Source organism: Hymenobacter artigasi (genome assembly GCF_012275535.1).
Classification (GTDB): domain Bacteria; phylum Bacteroidota; class Bacteroidia; order Cytophagales; family Hymenobacteraceae; genus Hymenobacter; species Hymenobacter artigasi.
Genome location: NZ_JAAVTK010000012.1, coordinates 29,983 through 46,941, shown reverse-complemented (window position 1 = coordinate 46,941; position 16,959 = coordinate 29,983). Strand labels below are relative to the sequence as shown.

Genomic DNA, 16,959 nt, shown 5'->3' with positions numbered 1-16,959 from the left:
GTATGCTGTCTTCATTTGCGGCCGTGGCCCAGCAGGCCAGCCTGCAGGGCCGCGTGCGTGAAGCCACTACCGGCCAGCCCGTGGTGGGCTGCGAGGTGTACGTGCGCGGCTCCCGCCAAATTGCCCGTACCGACTCGGCGGGCCTGTTTATGCTGTCCCGCCTCGCGCCCGGCCGCCAGCAGCTGCAGTTTTCCTCCATCGGCCACGAGCCGCTGAAAACCGAAGTCGAGCTGCCCGCCGCCGGCAGCGTGCTGGATTTTACGCTGATGCGGCGCGACCGGCAGCTGCAGGAAGTGACGGTGCGGGCACCGCAGGGCCGCTTCGGGCCGCAACGGCTGCGGGAGGTGGAGGGCACAGCCATCTTCGCGGCCAAGAAATCCGACGTCATCGTGCCCGACAACCTGGTGGCCAACCTGGCCACCAACAACGCCCGGCAGGTGTACGCCCGCGTGGCCGGCCTCAACATCTGGGAAAGCGACCAGGGTGGCCTGCAGCTCAACATCGGCGGCCGGGGGCTGGACCCCAACCGGACCAGCAACTTCAATGTGCGCCAGAACAATTATGATATCTCGGCCGATGCGCTGGGCTACCCCGAAAGCTACTACACGCCGCCGGTAGAGGCCATTAAGCGCATTCAGCTGGTGCGCGGGGCGGCTTCGCTGCAGTACGGTACCCAGTTCGGGGGCCTGCTCAACTTTGAGCTGCGTGGCCCGGAACCTGACAAAACGGTGGCAGTGGTGTCGCGCCAGACCGTGGGCTCCTACGGCTTTTTCAATTCCTTCAATAGCGTGAGCGGCACGGTGAAGAAGCTCAGCTACTACACTTTCGCGCAGTATAAGCGCGGCGACGGCTGGCGCCCCAACGCCCACTTCGAGTCGAAAACCGCTTATGCCGACCTGCGCTACCAGTTCACGGAAAACGTGAAAGTGGGCCTGCAGGTGACGCACATGGACTACCTGGCCCAGCAGCCGGGCGGCCTCTCCGATGCGCAGTTTGCCCGCAATGCCCGGCAGTCGAACCGGGAGCGTAACTGGTTTGCTGTGGACTGGAACCTGTTTAATGCCTCGGCCGACTGGAAGCTCACGCCCCGCTCCAACCTCAACCTGACCACCTTCGGGCTGGTTGCCTCGCGCAAGTCCCTGGGCTACCGGCCCAACTTCGTGGAGCGCACCGACAACGACGCGCAGCAGCGCGAGCTCATCAGCGGCGACTTCCGCAACCTCGGGGCCGAAGCCCGCTACCTGACCCGCTACGAGCTGGGCCCCTCGAAAAGCGGGGTGCTGCTGGTGGGCACGCGCCTCTACCGGGGCTACAACCACAGCCTGCAGGGCTTCGGGCCCACCGGGCGCGGGGCCGACTTTCGCTTTGTGGAGCCCGTGGCTGCCCTGAGCACGCAAAATTCATCTTCTGATTACCGCTTTCCCAACTACAACGCAGCCGCCTTTGCCGAAAATATCTTCTACTTCGGTGAGAAATTCTCGGTGACGCCGGGTGTGCGCGTGGAGTACATCCGCACCCGCGCCGAAGGCTCCTACAAAGTCATCGACCGGGATTTGGCCGGCAATATTGATACCACCCGGCAGTACAGCCAGGTGCGTACCAGCCCGCGCGGATTTGTGATTGGGGGCCTCGGCGTGAGCTACAAGCCGACGGAGCAGCGGGAGCTATACGCCAACGTGTCGCAGAACTACCGCTCCATCACGTTCTCCGACATGCAGATTGTCAACAACTCGCTGGTCATCGACCCCAACCTGCAGGACGAGCGCGGCTACTCTGCCGACCTGGGCCTGCGCGGCGAGCAAGGACAGTGGCTGACTTACGACGTAAGCCTATTCGCCCTGCTCTACAACAACCGCATTGGCGAGGTGCAGACCTACGATGCCAATAATGTGCCCTTCCGCTACCGCAGCAACATTGGTCGGGCCCTGATTCTGGGCCTGGAGTCGTATGCCGAAGCGGATGTGCTGCGCCTGCTGGCCCCCGAAGCCAGCCCCGGCCGCTGGCGCTGGTCCACCTTTGGCAACCTGGCCCTGATTCGCAGCCGCTACACCGCCAGCGACGACAAGGCCATTGTTGGCAACCAGGTGGAATTTGTGCCCGTGGTGAACCTGAAGACCGGCATGCAGGCGGGCTACGGCCCCTTCAAGGCATCGGTGCAGTTCACGTACCTGGCCAACCAGTTTTCCGAAGCCACCAACTCCCCCAACAGCCCGTACGTGGCCAATCCGGAGCGCAACTCGGCCGTGGTGGGCGTGATTCCGGCCTACCACATTCTGGATACATCCATGTCCTGGGAGCGGCGCTGGCTCAAGCTCGAAGGCAGCGTCAACAACCTGGCCAACGCCATCTACTTTACCCGCCGCGCCACCGGCTACCCCGGCCCGGGCATCCTGCCCTCCGACGGCCGCAGCTTCTTTCTGACGGCCGCCGTGAAGTGGTAATCGGTTTCTTCGCGGGGGCAATCAGCCCTAACGCGCACGTTACCAGCAACTGTGTCGATGCACCGGATACTGCGGGCGTGGCCTCAGTGCGCGGCTACTTTCGCGGCCGCCCCCAGTTCTGGAAGCAGACTTACTCGCCTTTATCCAGGCGGTAGTACCCGAAGTAACGGCCGCCGCCTGGCCTGCTCTCGCTTGAGGCGACCCCAATGGTCGGCTCCGGAAAGCCCGTGCCGGCACCCGAATTACTGGCGCGGGTTTCCTGGCGCATTTTGCCAAGGTCAAACGGATTCTCAAACTTTGCCAACTCAAGCAGCTGCTACACAGCGTGCTTTCGTGATTCCGCTCATAGGAACCTGTTGGCTCACCATGACATTGGTTTCAGGAATTGAGTAGCGGCTTGGCTCAACTCAAGCCGCGCTCCAGCAACTCCTCCATTTTTCGTTCGAGCTCTGCTACCCGTTCATCCAGCAAGGCGGGGGCGCGCAAATGCGTGGTGAATACCCCACGAACTTCCCACACTTCCAGGGCCTGGCTCATCGCGAGTTCCTGGCTGCCGTAGTCGGGGTTGTCGGCGCGGAGCTTGAGTAATTGGTCGATTTCGAGCCATTCTGTCAAGCGCCGGATAAGGACCTTGCCCGGCGTTACGAATACATATACGCTGCCTGATTTCAGGCGGGGCCTGGCTTTATCTACCCGGCTGCACAGCACAATATCCTGGTGGCGCAGCCCCTGCCGGTGCAGCAGCATGTCGGCCCCCGATACTTCGAAGGCCCGCGTTGGCCCGCTGAGCTGATGGGGTAGCTGCAGCACGGGCAGCGAGTCGATGAAAGCGGGGTCGTGGTGGCGCACGATGTATTCCAGGGCCCGGTTGCGGTACACCAAGGGAGTCACGCGTTGCTGGTTATCGGCCAGGGATGCGGCCTTGGGAACAGGGGCCGGCGGCTGAAGCTGCTCCTTGAAAATATCGAAATGATACAGCTCGTTAACCGTCAACTCTTTTGTAAGTAGCAAGTCGACCGACAAGCCAAAATGTTGAGCAATCTGAATCAGCGTCTCCATTTTTGGTTCCGAACGTCCTTCCTCGTAAGCGCCAACGCTGGGCCGTGCCAGGCCAAATAATTCGGCAAAAGCGGCTTGGCTCAGCTTTTTAACCGTGCGAAGCTTACGGATATTCTTTCCAACGTTTGACATATTAACACAATTTTATTTCGCTCAAACTTTGAGCATATTCAAAACTTTGCTTATCATTGCATCGTAAATCTACCGCAAACAAGGCAAAGCTTAACCAACTGCCGCTACTTTTTTGAGCATATGTTCTTTCCTGACTTTCCTTCCCTATGACCAACCCTTACTTTGCTACCATTCACGGCTACCTGCTGGACCTGGGCTTTGATATCTGCCACGCCGACGAACAGGAAGGCGTATTTGTGGTGGACAAGCCGGAGCTGGCCATCAAGAACCTCGTTATCGGCTGTGGCGAGCCGCTGCTGATACTGGAGCAATACCTGCTCGACCTGCCCGCCCCTTCGCTCGAAGTGTACCAGCGCCTGCTCCAAAAGAATCGCGACATCATCCACGGGGCCTTCGCCCTTGATGAAAGCGGCCGCAAGCTCATCTTCCGCGATACGCTGCAAATCGACTCCCTCAGCCTGGCCGAGCTGGATGCCTGCGTTAATTCTCTGGGCTTGCTGCTCAGCGAGTTTGCCGATGAGCTGATTCAGTTTTCCAAGCCCCTCACCGCCTAACCTTCCGCGCCATGAACATCCTCAACCGCCTTTTCAAAATAGGCCAGTCCGAAGCCCACGCCGCCGTCAACCAGCTCGAAGACCCCATTAAAATGACTGAGCAGGGCCTGCGCGACCTGCGCCTGGACCTCGATAAAAGCCTGCACGGCCTGGCCGAGGTGAAAGCCCTGGCCATCCGGGCGCGCAACGAAGGCGAAAGCTTCCGCACCAAAGCCACAGACTACGAAAGCAAGGCCGTGCTCCTGCTCCAGCGCGCCCATAAGGGCGACCTGGCACCAGCCGAAGCCGACCGCCTCGCCGGCGAAGCCCTGCTGAAGAAGGCCGAAAATGACGCCCAGGCGGCCCGCACCGCCCACGACCAGTCAACGTTCGAGCAATCGGCGGCCCAGATGGACCAGAACGTGAGCACGCTGAAGGCGACCATCGGCCAGTGGGAAAACGAGCTTCGGACCCTGAAGGCCCGCGTGACGGTGAGCACGGCTACCATTGCCATCAACAAGCAGCTGGCGCAGCTCGACTCCTCGGGCACCGTGGCTTTGCTGGAGCGCATGAAGGAAAAGATTGCCGTGCAGGAAGCCCTGGCCGAGTCCTACGGTGAAATAGCCCAGGCGGGCAAGAGCATTGATGCGGAAATCGACCAGGCCCTGGGGGCAACGGGGGCCGGCAAGGCCAGTGAAGAACTCCAGGCCTTGAAAGCAAAGCTTGGCTACAGCGAGTAGTCAAAACCAGGTGGGTGGGCGTTGGAATCAGCGCAATACGCCTACCTTTAAGCTGCCCTACCAATGCCTATGACCGAACTTTTACAAGCGGCCGTTTCGCCGCCCAATCTGGTGCCCACGGGCTTGCTGGTATTTGTGCTGCTGTACTGGCTCACGGTGCTGCTGGGCCTGCTGGATATGAAGACCGTGGACCTGAGCATTGGCGACCACGGCCACCTGCACTTCGACAGCGACGGGTCTCACGAAGGCATGGGTACCGGCTGGCTCAACGGTGCCCTAGCCTTCTTCAACCTGGGCCGCATTCCGCTGATGATTTTCCTCAGCTTCGTGTTTTTGCCGCTCTGGGCAGGCAGCATTCTGGCTAACTACTACACCGGTAATACCTCGCTGCTGCTGGGGCTGGCCTTTCTGCTGCCCTTGTTCATTGGCAGCCTCTTCGTGGCCAAATTCCTGACGCTGCCGTTCGTGAAGCTGTTTTCGGCCCTCGAAAAAGACCACGACAGCGGCGCGGTGGTGGTGGGCAAAGTGTGCACGGTGCTGCTGCCCGCCACGGCCGATAAGCTCGGCCAGGCCGCGGTGCAGACCGATGGCGCGCCGCTCATGCTCAATGTGCGCAGCCTCAGCACACCGTTGGCCAGGGGCGAAACAGCATTGGTCATCGACTTTGACCCGCAAAACCGCTGCTACCTGATTGAGCCCTTTGCTACGTGACCCCATCCCCCGGCCCCTTCCCCTCCGGGGGAAGGGGAGCCAGCCGACTTACTAAGAAGGCCCTGTTTCCTTTGTCAGAATACTATTAACACCCCTCCGATACGTCTGGCTCCCCTCCCCCGGAGGGGAGGGGCCGGGGGTGGGGTAAAACCACAACCACTCCTATTTCCACAACCCTACTCGCATGTTAGCTTCTCTTTCCTGGGCCGTCCTGATTATCGTCGGCTTGTTTCTGCTTGGATTCCTGGCGGTTGTTGCCAAAATGTATAAAAAAGCCGTGCAGGGGGAAGCCCTGTTGCGCACGGGCATGGGCGACGCCAAAGTATCGTTTTCCGGCATCATCGTGGTGCCCATCCTCCACATTATGGAGGTGATGGACATCAAGCTGAAAACCATCGTTATTGCCCGGGCCGGGGCCGAAGGACTGGTGTGCAAGGACAACATGCGCGCCGACGTGAAAGTCAACTTCTTCATTCGGGTGAACAAGACCCACGAGGATGTGGTGAACGTAGCCCAGAGCATCGGGGCGCACCGCGCCTCCGACCCCGTGGCGCTGGAAGGCTTGTTCGACGCCAAGTTTTCGGAAGCCCTGAAAACGGTGGGCAAGCACTTCGATTTTATCGAGCTCTACAACTCCCGCGAGCAGTTCAAGCAGGAAATCCTGCGCATTATCGGTACGGATTTGAACGGCTACGTGCTCGACGACTGCGCCATCGATTACCTGGAGCAAACCCCGCTGCACGCCCTTAACCAGGACAATATCCTAGATGCGGAAGGCATCAAGAAAATCATTGCCCTGACGTCGGAGCAAAAAATCCAGGCCAACCAGCTGCAGCGCGACCAGCAGAAAACCATCAAGAAGCAGGACGTGGAGGCGCAGGAAACCATTCTGCAGCTCGAAAAGCAGCTGGCCGAAACCCAAGAAAAGCAGTACCGCGAAATTGCCAACATCAAGGCCCGCGAGGCTTCCGAAACCGAGAAGGTGCGCCAGGAAGAACGCCAGAAAGGCGAGAAGGCCCGCATCTCGGCCGATGAGGAAATCAAGGTTTCGGAGCAGAACCGCGACCGCCAAATTATAGTAGCCGAGCGCAACAAGCAGCGCACCGACGCCATCGAGACCGAGCGCGTGGAGCAGGCCCGCGCCCTGGAAGTGAACGAGCGGGAGCGCATCGTGGCCCTGGCCCAGATTGAAAAGGAAAAGGCACTGGAAGAGGAGCGCAAGAACATTCAGGGCATCATCCGCGAGCGGATAACGGTGGAAAAAGCCACGGTTATCGAGGAAGAGCGCATCAAGGACACCCGCGCCCAGGCCCTGGCCGACCGCGATAAGCTGGTGGCCATCACCCGGGCCAAGCAGGAAACGGAGCAGGCTACCATCACCTTCGTGGGCAACGCCGACATGGAGAAGCAGGGGGCCGAATTCCGCGCCAAGCAGTCGCTGATTGATGCCGAGGCGGAGAAGGCATCGGCTGAGCACCGCTCGCAGGCCATCCGCATCATGGCCGAGGCCGACGCCAGCAAAGCCAGCGCCGTGGGCCTGGCCGAAGCCCAGGTAATGCAGGCCAAAGCCGCCGCCCGCCAGAAAGAGGGCGAGTCGGAAGCAAACGTGCTACAGCTCACGGCCACCGCCGAAGCGCAGTCCATCCAGGTGCGTGCCACAGCCCAGGCCGAAGCCGACGAGAAGCTCGGCGTGGTGGCAGCAAAAGTGAGCCGCGAAAAAGGCCTGGCCGAAGCCAGCGTCATCGAAGCCAAAGCTGATGCCGACCAGAAAAAGGGCCTGGCCGAAGTGACGGTGAACGAGCAGCGCTTCGCCGTGGAAGCCAAAGGCATCGAAGCCAAGGCCGACGCCATGAAAAAGCTCGACGGGGTGGGCAAAGACCACGAAGAATTCAAGCTGCGCCTCGACAAGGACAAGGCCGTGGAGCTGGCCCAAATCAATATTCAGAAAGACATTGCCAGCGCCCAGGCCGGCGTTATTTCTGAGGCCCTCAAGTCGGCCAAAATCGACATTGTGGGCGGCGAAACCATGTTCTTCGACCAGATTATCGGCTCCATCACCAAGGGCAAGATGCTGGACCGGGCGGTGCACAATTCCGAAGTGCTGGGCACGGTGAAAGACGCCTTTTTTGGCCACGAAGGCAATGGCGGCGGGGACTTCAAAACCAACCTGCGCCGGTTTGTGGACCAGTTCGGGCTGAGCTCCGACGATATGAAGAACCTGAGCATCTCGGCCCTGCTGCTGCAAATGATGAACAAGGCGGGGGACGACGCTACGCGCGGCACCATTGCGCAGCTCACAAGCACGGCGGCGGCGCTGGGCATTGGGGATAAGCCGGTGAAGACGTTGCAGCTGTAAGGCCATCCCCCGGTGACCCCATCCCCCGGCCCCCTCGCCGCTTGATGCGCGGAATCCTCCGGGGGAAGGGGGGCCATGGAGGCGCGGACGGACTAGCACTTGCCTCCACTATAGCCAAGCACAGTTAACAGGAATATGAACCCCGACGAAAATCCAAAAAAGAGTCGTCAGGCTCCCCTTCCCCGAGAGGGGAAGGGGCCGGGGGATGGGGTGAACTCGCCCCACCTCTTCGGCATGTATACCACCGATGCCAAGCGCTGGATGACTTCGCTAAAGGACTACGCCCGGCACAACCGCAAGAACCCCACGCCGGCCGAAAACCACCTCTGGCAGGCGCTGCGCGGCAATAAGCTGGGCGCGCCGTTTCGCCGCCAGCACGCCATCGGCTCATTTATTGTCGATTTTGTGTGCCTGGCCGCGTGGCTCATCATCGAAGTCGACGGCAGCATCCACGGCGACGAGAGCCAGGCCGAATACGACGGCGGCCGCACCCACGAACTACAGGAAGACGGCTTCCTGGTCCTGCGCTTCACCAACGAAGAAGTCGTGCACAACACGTCAAAAGTGTTAGAGACTATTTCTGAGCATCTAACCGCGCTCTACCCCAATTATGAGCTCCGATAACACTACTACCACTTCCAAAAAACCACTCGATAGCGCCGCCGTGGCTCCCCTTCCCCCGGAGGGGAAGGGGCCGGGGGATGGGGTCACCGGGCCCGGGGTCAAACTAGAAGGCGGCACCTACGAAATCCTGCGCAACCGCCTGCAAAAAAGCGGCGCAGACCTAAAGTACCGCCTCGACAAGCTCAACGCCGAGCGTAAAACCGTGTTCGGGGCCATCGACACCAAGCTGATTGGTACTGGCCGCGTCAACACGGAGCATAATTGCGTGCCGTGGGACATGGTGCCGATAGGCAGCAAATTCCTGTTCGGCTACAACGTCCTTATCGGCCTGAAAACCGAGGTGGAATTGTCGGACGTTTTCGGGGCGTATTCCTATGCCAGTCACGAGTTTCATCCGCTACCGCTGGAGCTGATTTCCAACGCGCAGTTCGCCGAGGAATTCCGCAACCTTTACAAGTATTATAAGAACACGCAATTCATAAAATTTGCGGTGCTCGGCAGCCATTTGTTTATGGTGTTCCGGGTGGGCAAAAGCGCGAACGATATCAAGACGTTTAAGTGGCTGCTGCAGGGCGAGACACTCACGTACATCGACAACCGCAGCGACCACGAGTACGGGTTTCCGCCCCAGCATGAGTTTGCCTGGAAACGCACAACGCGCGATATGCAGCGGGCCGGCAAACACCCGCACATCAGCATCGAGGACAGGGTTTTCGTGGAAACCATTCACGGCGACCTCACCATCAAGATTGAGGATAACACGGCGACGGGCCGCGGCATCTACTTCGAGCCGGTAGCGGATAAAGACCAGACGCTCGACGACTCAGAGATTTACTATGCCGTGGTGGGCAATATCATTCTGCTGAAAATCCGGCCCTATCAGGAGCAGGACTACCGCTATTTTATCTACAACGCCAAGCTGCAAACTGCCCAGCGCCTCGATGCGCTGGCCGAAGCGTGCGTGCTGCTGCCCGATAACCAAGGCCTGATATTTCCGCACGGGTTTTACCTGCAAACCGGCGAGGGCAAGCTGTTTGAAAAAGGGCTGCGCGACATGCTGTTTGAGAAGCGGATTGTGTCGCCCAACGGCGAGGATTTTTTGTACGTTTTCTACCACAAAGAGCAGGGCGCCTACCTGCTGCTTTCGTATAATATTATCGCCCAGCGGGTTGATAACCCCATCAGCTGCCACGGCTACGCACTGTTTGAGAACGGCGAGCTGTGCTACTTCCGCAAGGACGACGAGCCCAAGAAGCACCACGCCGTGCAAATCTGGCAGACGCCCTACGTGGCCCCCAATTTTGAGCTGCCGGTTACCTCCGATTCCTACCTCTACAAATTAGGTAACAAGGAGATTGTGCGGGCCATGTCGGAGGCCCAGGAAGTGCTGACGCTGCTGGGCAAGGACGACAGCTACGCCGGCCTCTACCTCGATTTGATTCGCCTCACGGGCACCCTCACCGATACCTACCACTGGCTGCGCGAACCGGCCGCCCAGGCCCTGGCCGAGCCGCTACGCGACATTCGGCAGGCGGCCAATGCGGCCGTGGAGGAATTCGACAAGGTGCTGAGCATTCGCAAAAGCACAGGCGCGGAAACCCAGCGCGTGCTGGCCCGGGCCGACGAGCTGACCGGGCGCATCCGGCGCACCACGGCCACCGACGTCAACGAGTACGTGCAGCTGCTGGCCGAGCTGCGTGCCATACGCGGCGAGGTGATTTCGCTGAAAGAGCTGCGCTACGTAGAGCTGTCCACCGTGGAAAAAGCCGCCGCCGACCTGGAGCAAACCAGCAGGGACGTGGCCGGTCAGACCGTGGACTTTCTGTTGAAAGACGACGCGCTGCAACCCTACGCCGCCCGCGTGCAGGCCATTGCCGAGGCCATTGAGCAGGTGCAGAAGGTGGCCGGGGCCAACGAGCTGGATAAGCAGGTCAATGGCGTATCGGGCGAGTTGGAGCTGCTGATTGAGGTGGTGAGCAGCCTGCCCATGGCCGACCCCACGCAGACCACGCGCATCATCGACAACATATCGACGATTTACGCCAGCTTTAACCAGATTCGGGCGGCGCTGAAGCGGCGACGGCAGGCCCTGGCCGGCACCGAGGCCCAGGCCGAATTTACGGCCCAGATAAAGCTGCTCGACCAGGCGCTGGTGAACTACCTGGACCTGTGCGACGTGCCGGCCAAGTGCGACGAATACAGCACCAAGCTCCTGGTGCAGCTGGAAGAGCTAGAAGGCAAATTCCCCGAATTTGACCAGTTCCTAAGCCAGCTGGCGGGCAAGCGCGAGGAAGTATCGGAGGCGTTCGAGTCGCGCAAGGTGAGTCTGGTAGCTGCCCGCAACCAGCGCGCCTCGGCCTTGCTGCAGTCGGCCGAGCGCATCCTGAAAGCGGTGCAGAACCGCCTGGGCCGCTTCGCTACGGTAGCCGAAATAAATGGCTACTTCGTTTCTGACCTGATGGTGGAAAAGGTGCGCCAGACCGTGCAGGACCTCCTCCACCTCGGCGACCCGGTGAAGGCCGACGACATCCAGAGCCGCCTCAAAACGGTGAAGGAAGAGGCCGTGCGCCAGCTAAAAGACCGCGCCGAGCTGTTTACCGACGGCGGCCAGGCTCTCAAATTTGGCCCCTACGCCTTCACCGTGAACACCCAGCCGCTGGAGCTGACCGTGGTGCTACGCGACGGCGACCTGCACTATCACCTCACGGGCACCAATTTCTTCCAGAAAATAACCGACCCTGCTGTGCTGGCCGCCCGCGCCGTGTGGGACCAAACGGCCGCCTCGGAAAACGCCGACGTGTACCGCGCCGAATACCTGGCCTGGCTGGTGCTGGAAGCCGCCCAGCACCCCACCCCGGCCCACGACGGCGCACCCGCCGTCCTTTCACTGGCCGAACTCTCGCACCTTACCCTGGCCGAGCTGACCACGCACGTGCAGCAGTTCATGGCCCCGCGCTACGCCGAAGGCTACCTCAAAGGCGTGCATGACTACGACGCGGCCCTGCTGCTAGAAGCCCTGGTCCGCCTGAGCCGCACCGCCGACCTGCTGCGCTACCCCACCGATACGCGCGCCGCCGCCGCGCTCTACTGGCACGGCTTCACCGGCCGCAAGAAGAAATCCGCCTGGCAGCACCAACTGCAGGGCATCGGCACGCTGCTGCAGGTGTTCCCCGACTCGCGCGAGTTTGATGGGCTGAAGGCCGAGCTGCAGCTGGCCGTAGCCGAATTCGCGGCCGGCACCGGGCTGTTCGCCGTTCAGGAGGTTGCCGAGGCGGGCGAGTATCTGTTCCACGAGCTGACCCGGGGCGAGACGTTCATCATTTCCAGTGAAGCCGCCGACCTGTATCGGCAGTTTCAGCAGGCGTTGAAGGACCGGAATGCTACCGCACAATATGAGGCTTCGGTAGCGGCGCTGGCCGACCAGCCGGCCGCGCAGTTTCAGCTGGTGCGGCAGTGGGTGCGGGCGGCGCAGCCTGTTCACCCCATCCCCCGGCCCCTTCCCCTCCGGGAGAAGGGGAGCCTGACGATTGAAAACGCAAGCGAAAAAAGTAAGTTGAGCGAAAACAGCGCCGCCGTGGCTCCCCTTCCCCCAGAGGGGAAGGGGCCGGGGGATGGGGTCAACGAGGTTGCGGTGCTCCTGCTGACTAATTCTTTCGACCCCGCCCGCATTATCCGCACGCCGGTGCGCGAAACACTTGCCGGCCTGCAGGGCACCCACGCCCGCCTGCACGAGCGGAGCTACCAGCTGAATTTCCCGGAGTTCCGGCGCCGGCTGCACCACTACACCCGCACGGTGGTGCCGCTGTTCGAAGCCTTCGGCACGTTGAAAAAGGAGCTGCTGGCCCGTTTCAGCGAAGAGTTGCGCCTGAGTGAGTTCCGGCCGCGCGTGCTCTCCTCCTTTGTGCGCAACAAGCTGATTGACGAAGTGTATCTGCCGCTCATCGGAGCCAACCTGGCCAAGCAAATCGGCACGGCGGGGGCCGACAAGCGCACCGACCTCATGGGCCTGCTGCTGCTGGTGTCGCCGCCCGGCTACGGCAAAACCACGCTCATGGAGTACGTGGCCAACCGCCTGGGGCTGATTTTTATGAAAATCAACGGCCCGGCCATCGGCCACGCCGTGACCAGCGTGGACCCCGCTCAAGCGCCCAACTCCGGCGCCCGTGAGGAGCTGCTGAAGCTGAACCTGGCCTTCGAGATGGGCGACAACGTCATGATTTACCTCGACGACATTCAGCACTGCAACCCCGAGTTCCTGCAGAAATTTATCTCGCTCTGCGATGCTCAGCGCAAGATTGAGGGCGTGTACCAAGGCCGCGCCCGCACCTACGACTTCCGCGGGCGCAAAGTGGCCGTGGTAATGGCCGGCAACCCCTACACCGAATCGGGCGAGCAGTTCCGCATCCCCGACATGCTGGCCAACCGGGCCGACATCTACAATCTCGGCGACATCATCGGCGATACGGCCGCCACGTTCCTGCTCAGCTACCTCGAAAACTCCCTGGTGGCCAACCCCGTGCTCAGCCGCCTCGCCGCCAAAAGCCAGGCCGATGTTTATCCGCTTATCCACCTGGCCGAAACGGGCGACAGCACCGGCCTCACCTTCGAGGCCAACCACTCGCCCGAGGAAATCAACGAGTACGTAGCCGTGCTGCAAAAGCTGCTGCGCATCCGCGACGTGGTGGCCCGCGTCAACGAGGAGTACATCCGCTCGGCGGCCCAGGCCAACGAGTACCGCACCGAGCCGCCGTTCAAGCTGCAGGGCTCCTACCGCAACATGGCCAAGCTGGCCGAAAAGGTGCGCCCCGTGATGAACGACGAAGAAGTGCGTACCCTCCTCGCCACCCACTACGACAACGAAGCCCAAACCCTGACCAGCGGCACCGAGGCCAACCTGCTCAAGCTGCGCGAGCTGCTGGGCTGGCTCCAACCTGCCGAAACCACCCGCTGGAACGAAATCAAGGCCACTTTCACCCGCAATCTGCGCACCAGTAGTGGCGGGCAGCTGCAAAGCGTGCTCACGCAGCTGGAGAATATCAACAGTGGGTTGGGTGGCATTCGCGAAGCTTTGGTTCAAGGTTGAGAACCCGTTGCCTGTATGCCAAGCGCCTGTTATCGAGATTCTTAATAACAAGCGCTTGGTGGTTGAATTGAATAATCGTAACGTGGATTGGGCAACTGCCAGGGAGCTTCCTGCGCAGTGATGCTGCCTGACCATGCTAGCTTCAAAACACACTCTGCAACTTGGGCCGAGTGTTTCCCAGCCGCTGTCCTGGCTCATGCGAACCGGCATACCCCCCCTGCTCCAGTCGCTGGGCCATTCGTTTGGTGAACACGTGCTCATAAAATATACCTGCGCCTACGAGTAGGCCACGCACCATCGCATTGCGCCGGCCCGCTTCCCAGCCTTGCCCCGGAAAGGCCCGATAAAGTAACCGATGTCACCCAGCCGGTGGAGGCGGGCTGCATAGCGCGTGGTTAGTTGGTTGATTTCATTGTAACCTTACGGTAATCAATTTTCAGCACAACACCGTACCTATGAAGCTTTCTACTCTGCTATTGGCGGCCCTGCTGGCGGCCCCGGCACTGAGCCGGGCCCAGGCCGGCAAGCAGCCCGCGGTGGCTCCGGCTACTTCGCTGACCGCCATCACCAAAGGGCTGCAAAAATTCGACGGCTACTTCCCCTTCTACTACGATGCGAAAACCGGCAAAATCCTGTTGGAAATTAGCCGGCTGGAGGAAGAATTCCTTTATTTCGGCTCGCTGGCCAATGGCGTGGGCAATGGCATCGAGCGAGGCCAAAGCATCTCGGCCATTGCCAAGTTCGTGCGGGTGGGCGGCAAGGTACTGCTGCTGGAACCCAACTACGACTACCGCGCCACCACCGGCAGCGCCGACGAGCGCCGCGCCGTCGACAACGCCTTCGCGAAGTCGGTTATCTGGGGATTTGTGCCGCTGGCCAGCGAGGGCACCAAAGTCCTCATCGACCTAACGCCTTTTCTGGTGCGCGACAGCCAGAAAATCGGCGAGCGGCTGAGCAGCGGCGGGTTCTCGGGGCCGGGTGCGAGCCTGCTGACGCCCGGGGCTGGCGCCCGCCCGGCGGCCACCTACAAGCTCGACGAGTCGCGGTCGGCGGTGTACCTCGAAAACACCCGTAATTTCCCCAAAAACACCGAGTTTGAGGCGATGGTAACCCTGACTACCTCGGGCAATACCGGCGGGAGCGAGGACGGCGGCGCGGGTCTGGCCCCCGACCCGGGTGCCGTGACGGTGCAGCTGCATCAGGCGTTCGTGGAGCTGCCCGACAACGGGTTCCGGCGGCGGCCGTTTGACCCACGCTCCGGTTTCTTCCCCTTCAGCTACCTCGATTTTTCGGTGCCCATGAGCCAGCCGCTGGCCCAGCGCTTCATTGCCCGCCACCGGCTGCAAAAAAAGGACCCCACCGCCGCCCTGAGCGAGCCGGTGAAACCCATTGTGTACTACGTGGACCGCGGCGCGCCGGCCGACATCAAAAAAGCCCTCATTGAAGGGGGCTCCTGGTGGAACCAGGCCTTTGAGGCCGCCGGCTACACCAACGCCTTTCAGGTGCGGGAACTGCCCGAGGGCGCCGACCCGATGGACATTCGCTACAACGTGGTGAACTGGATAAACCGCTCGGGCTCGCCGCGCGCGTTTTCGTACGGCAATGCTTATACCGACCCGCGCACGGGCGAAATCATCAAGGGCGTGGTTTCGCTCGGGGCCGACCGGCACCGGCAGGACTACCTCATCGCCGAAGGCATGCTGCAACCCTACACCACTGGCCAGCCCGTGCCCGAGCAGATGCAGCAGCTGGCCCTGGCGCGCATCCGCCAGCTGTCGGCGCACGAAATAGGCCACACGCTGGGCCTCTACCACAACTTCACGGCCAGCACCATGGAGCGGGCCTCGGTGATGGACTACCCATTTCCGCGCTTTCGCCTGCTGCCCGATGGCCGCGTGGATGTGGCCGATGCCTACGCCACCGGCATCGGGGCCTGGGACAAGCGCGCCATCATGTGGGGCTACTCCGATTTTGCCCCCGGCACCGACGAAACCTCGGCGCTGAGTGCCATCATGCAGGAAACCCTGCGCCAGGGCCACCGCTTCATCCCCGACATCGGCGGCTACGCCCACCCCAACGCCAACCAGTGGGACGATGGCCCCGACCCCATCGCTCAGCTAACCAACCTGATGACCCTACGGCGGCACGTGCTCGATGGCTTTTCGGAGAAGGCCATTCGGGCCGGCGCGCCGCTCGCCACCCTTGAGGAAGTGCTGGTGCCCGTGTACCTGCTGCACCGCTACCAGGTAGAGGCCGTGGCCAAGTCGCTGGGCGGCATGTATTTCACCCCGGCTATAAAAGGCGACGGCCAGGTGCCCACCCAGCTCGTGGACCCGGCCGTGCAGCAGCGGGCCCTGGATGCCCTGCTGGCCACCATCAGCCCGGCCGCGCTGCAGCTGCCCGAGGCGCTGATTGCCCTGATTCCGCCCCGGCCCACGGGCTATCCCGGCTCCGTTGAAACCTTTGCGGGCTATACCGGCCCCACGTTCGACCCACTGGCCGCCGCCGAAGCCGCCGCCGGCCCGCCCATTGCCGCGCTGCTGAACGCCGAGCGCGCCGCTCGGCTGATGGAGTACCGGGCCCGCGATGGCCGGCAGCCCGGCTTCGGACCGGTGGTGAAGCAGCTGCTGGCCCGCACCTGGCAGGCCGCCCCGGCCCCCGGCTACGCCGGCGCCCTGCAAACCGTGGTGAACAACCTGACCCTGAAATACCTGCTGCAGCTGGCCGCCAGTCCCCGCGCCGCCGCCAGCGTACGCGGCGAAGCCCTGCTGCAAATCGACGACCTGCAGCGGTGGATGCGCAGCCAGACCAAAAACGCCACCCCCACGCAAAAAGCCAACCTGCTGTTCGGCCTCGCCCAGATTGACCAGTTCTGGTCTGAACCGGGCAAGTTTATTCCCCCGCCCACGGCCACCATGCCGCCCGGCGCCCCCATCGGCATGCTCGGACTCCATTTCCTGGACTAAGCCCGGGCAGCTGGTGAAGATGCTGTTTCTTTTTGGCAGCTATTCAGACCGGTATTGATAAAGGTCGGTTTTCCTGCGGTTGATTCTGTTCGCTACGCCTCAGGTTCAGGAGTGAGGGGAGAGTAGCTGCCCGACGGCCTAGTGGGTGCCCCGCTGGTGAAAGCCTCGGCACGTTAAGCAATTATTTGAAATCTAAACTTTTGCCAGAAGGTTTATTGACCCCATCATGCAGTAACACCAACGCTGAAGCTGCTGCTTCGAAGGCGAAATCAACGGTAGCGAAGTCAATCATATTCATCTGGCACTTGATGCTT

The 16,959-nt window shown here is 61.4% G+C and carries 9 protein-coding genes; 8 read left to right on the top strand and 1 reads right to left on the bottom strand.

Annotated features, from left to right (window positions below; translation table 11 throughout):
* Window positions 1-2: 2 nt before the first annotated feature.
* Window positions 3-2,441 (top strand): TonB-dependent receptor, encoded by a 2,439-nt coding sequence (locus tag HBN54_RS17395; RefSeq protein WP_235955579.1) that lies wholly within the window; start codon window positions 3-5, stop codon window positions 2,439-2,441.
* 402 nt (window positions 2,442-2,843) lie between these two features.
* Here HBN54_RS17395 and HBN54_RS17390 read toward each other — a convergent pair whose 3' ends face one another.
* Window positions 2,844-3,632 (bottom strand): XRE family transcriptional regulator, encoded by a 789-nt coding sequence (locus HBN54_RS17390; protein WP_168674504.1) that lies wholly within the window; start codon window positions 3,630-3,632, stop codon window positions 2,844-2,846.
* A 146-nt stretch (window positions 3,633-3,778) separates the two neighbouring features.
* On the opposite strand from HBN54_RS17390, the gene HBN54_RS17385 reads away from it, so the two are divergent.
* The 7 genes from HBN54_RS17385 to HBN54_RS17355 all read left to right on the top strand — a co-directional run bounded on the left by HBN54_RS17385 (window position 3,779) and on the right by HBN54_RS17355 (window position 16,645).
* A complete protein-coding gene (locus HBN54_RS17385; RefSeq protein WP_168674503.1) occupies window positions 3,779-4,186 on the top strand; it encodes a YbjN domain-containing protein in 408 nt (135 codons plus the stop codon).
* An 11-nt stretch (window positions 4,187-4,197) separates the two neighbouring features.
* Entirely contained in the window at window positions 4,198-4,905 is a 708-nt protein-coding gene (locus tag HBN54_RS17380) for a PspA/IM30 family protein (protein ID WP_168674502.1), read from the top strand.
* Between the two features lie 69 nt (window positions 4,906-4,974).
* Window positions 4,975-5,616 (top strand): hypothetical protein, encoded by a 642-nt coding sequence (locus tag HBN54_RS17375; protein WP_168674501.1) that lies wholly within the window; start codon window positions 4,975-4,977, stop codon window positions 5,614-5,616.
* 184 nt (window positions 5,617-5,800) lie between these two features.
* Window positions 5,801-7,972 carry a flotillin family protein gene (locus HBN54_RS17370; protein WP_168674500.1) on the top strand — a complete coding sequence of 724 codons (2,172 nt, stop codon included), beginning with the start codon at window positions 5,801-5,803 and terminating at the stop codon, window positions 7,970-7,972.
* 234 nt (window positions 7,973-8,206) lie between these two features.
* The gene (locus HBN54_RS17365; RefSeq protein ID WP_168674499.1) at window positions 8,207-8,596 is read left to right on the top strand and encodes an endonuclease domain-containing protein; all 390 of its coding nucleotides are present in this window, start codon (window positions 8,207-8,209) and stop codon (window positions 8,594-8,596) included.
* On the top strand, window positions 8,583-13,679 hold the full coding sequence (locus HBN54_RS17360; RefSeq protein WP_168674498.1) for a DNA repair ATPase: 5,097 nt from the start codon (window positions 8,583-8,585) through the stop codon (window positions 13,677-13,679). The genes HBN54_RS17365 and HBN54_RS17360 overlap by 14 nt, the downstream gene beginning before the upstream one ends.
* Before the next feature lie 455 nt (window positions 13,680-14,134).
* Window positions 14,135-16,645: a zinc-dependent metalloprotease gene (locus tag HBN54_RS17355; RefSeq protein WP_168674497.1), complete on the top strand. Its 2,511-nt coding sequence runs from the start codon at window positions 14,135-14,137 to the stop codon at window positions 16,643-16,645.
* Window positions 16,646-16,959: the final 314 nt, after the last annotated feature.

What these genes read in the sequence shown, in the direction of transcription:
- HBN54_RS17395 (WP_235955579.1), top strand. Translation starts at nt 3, where the DNA reads ATGCTGTCTTCATTTGCGGCCGTGGCCCAGCAGGCCAGCCTGCAGGGC.
- HBN54_RS17390 (WP_168674504.1), bottom strand. Translation starts at nt 3,632, where the DNA reads ATGTCAAACGTTGGAAAGAATATCCGTAAGCTTCGCACGGTTAAAAAG.
- HBN54_RS17385 (WP_168674503.1), top strand. Translation starts at nt 3,779, where the DNA reads ATGACCAACCCTTACTTTGCTACCATTCACGGCTACCTGCTGGACCTG.
- HBN54_RS17380 (WP_168674502.1), top strand. Translation starts at nt 4,198, where the DNA reads ATGAACATCCTCAACCGCCTTTTCAAAATAGGCCAGTCCGAAGCCCAC.
- HBN54_RS17375 (WP_168674501.1), top strand. Translation starts at nt 4,975, where the DNA reads ATGACCGAACTTTTACAAGCGGCCGTTTCGCCGCCCAATCTGGTGCCC.
- HBN54_RS17370 (WP_168674500.1), top strand. Translation starts at nt 5,801, where the DNA reads ATGTTAGCTTCTCTTTCCTGGGCCGTCCTGATTATCGTCGGCTTGTTT.
- HBN54_RS17365 (WP_168674499.1), top strand. Translation starts at nt 8,207, where the DNA reads ATGTATACCACCGATGCCAAGCGCTGGATGACTTCGCTAAAGGACTAC.
- HBN54_RS17360 (WP_168674498.1), top strand. Translation starts at nt 8,583, where the DNA reads ATGAGCTCCGATAACACTACTACCACTTCCAAAAAACCACTCGATAGC.
- HBN54_RS17355 (WP_168674497.1), top strand. Translation starts at nt 14,135, where the DNA reads ATGAAGCTTTCTACTCTGCTATTGGCGGCCCTGCTGGCGGCCCCGGCA.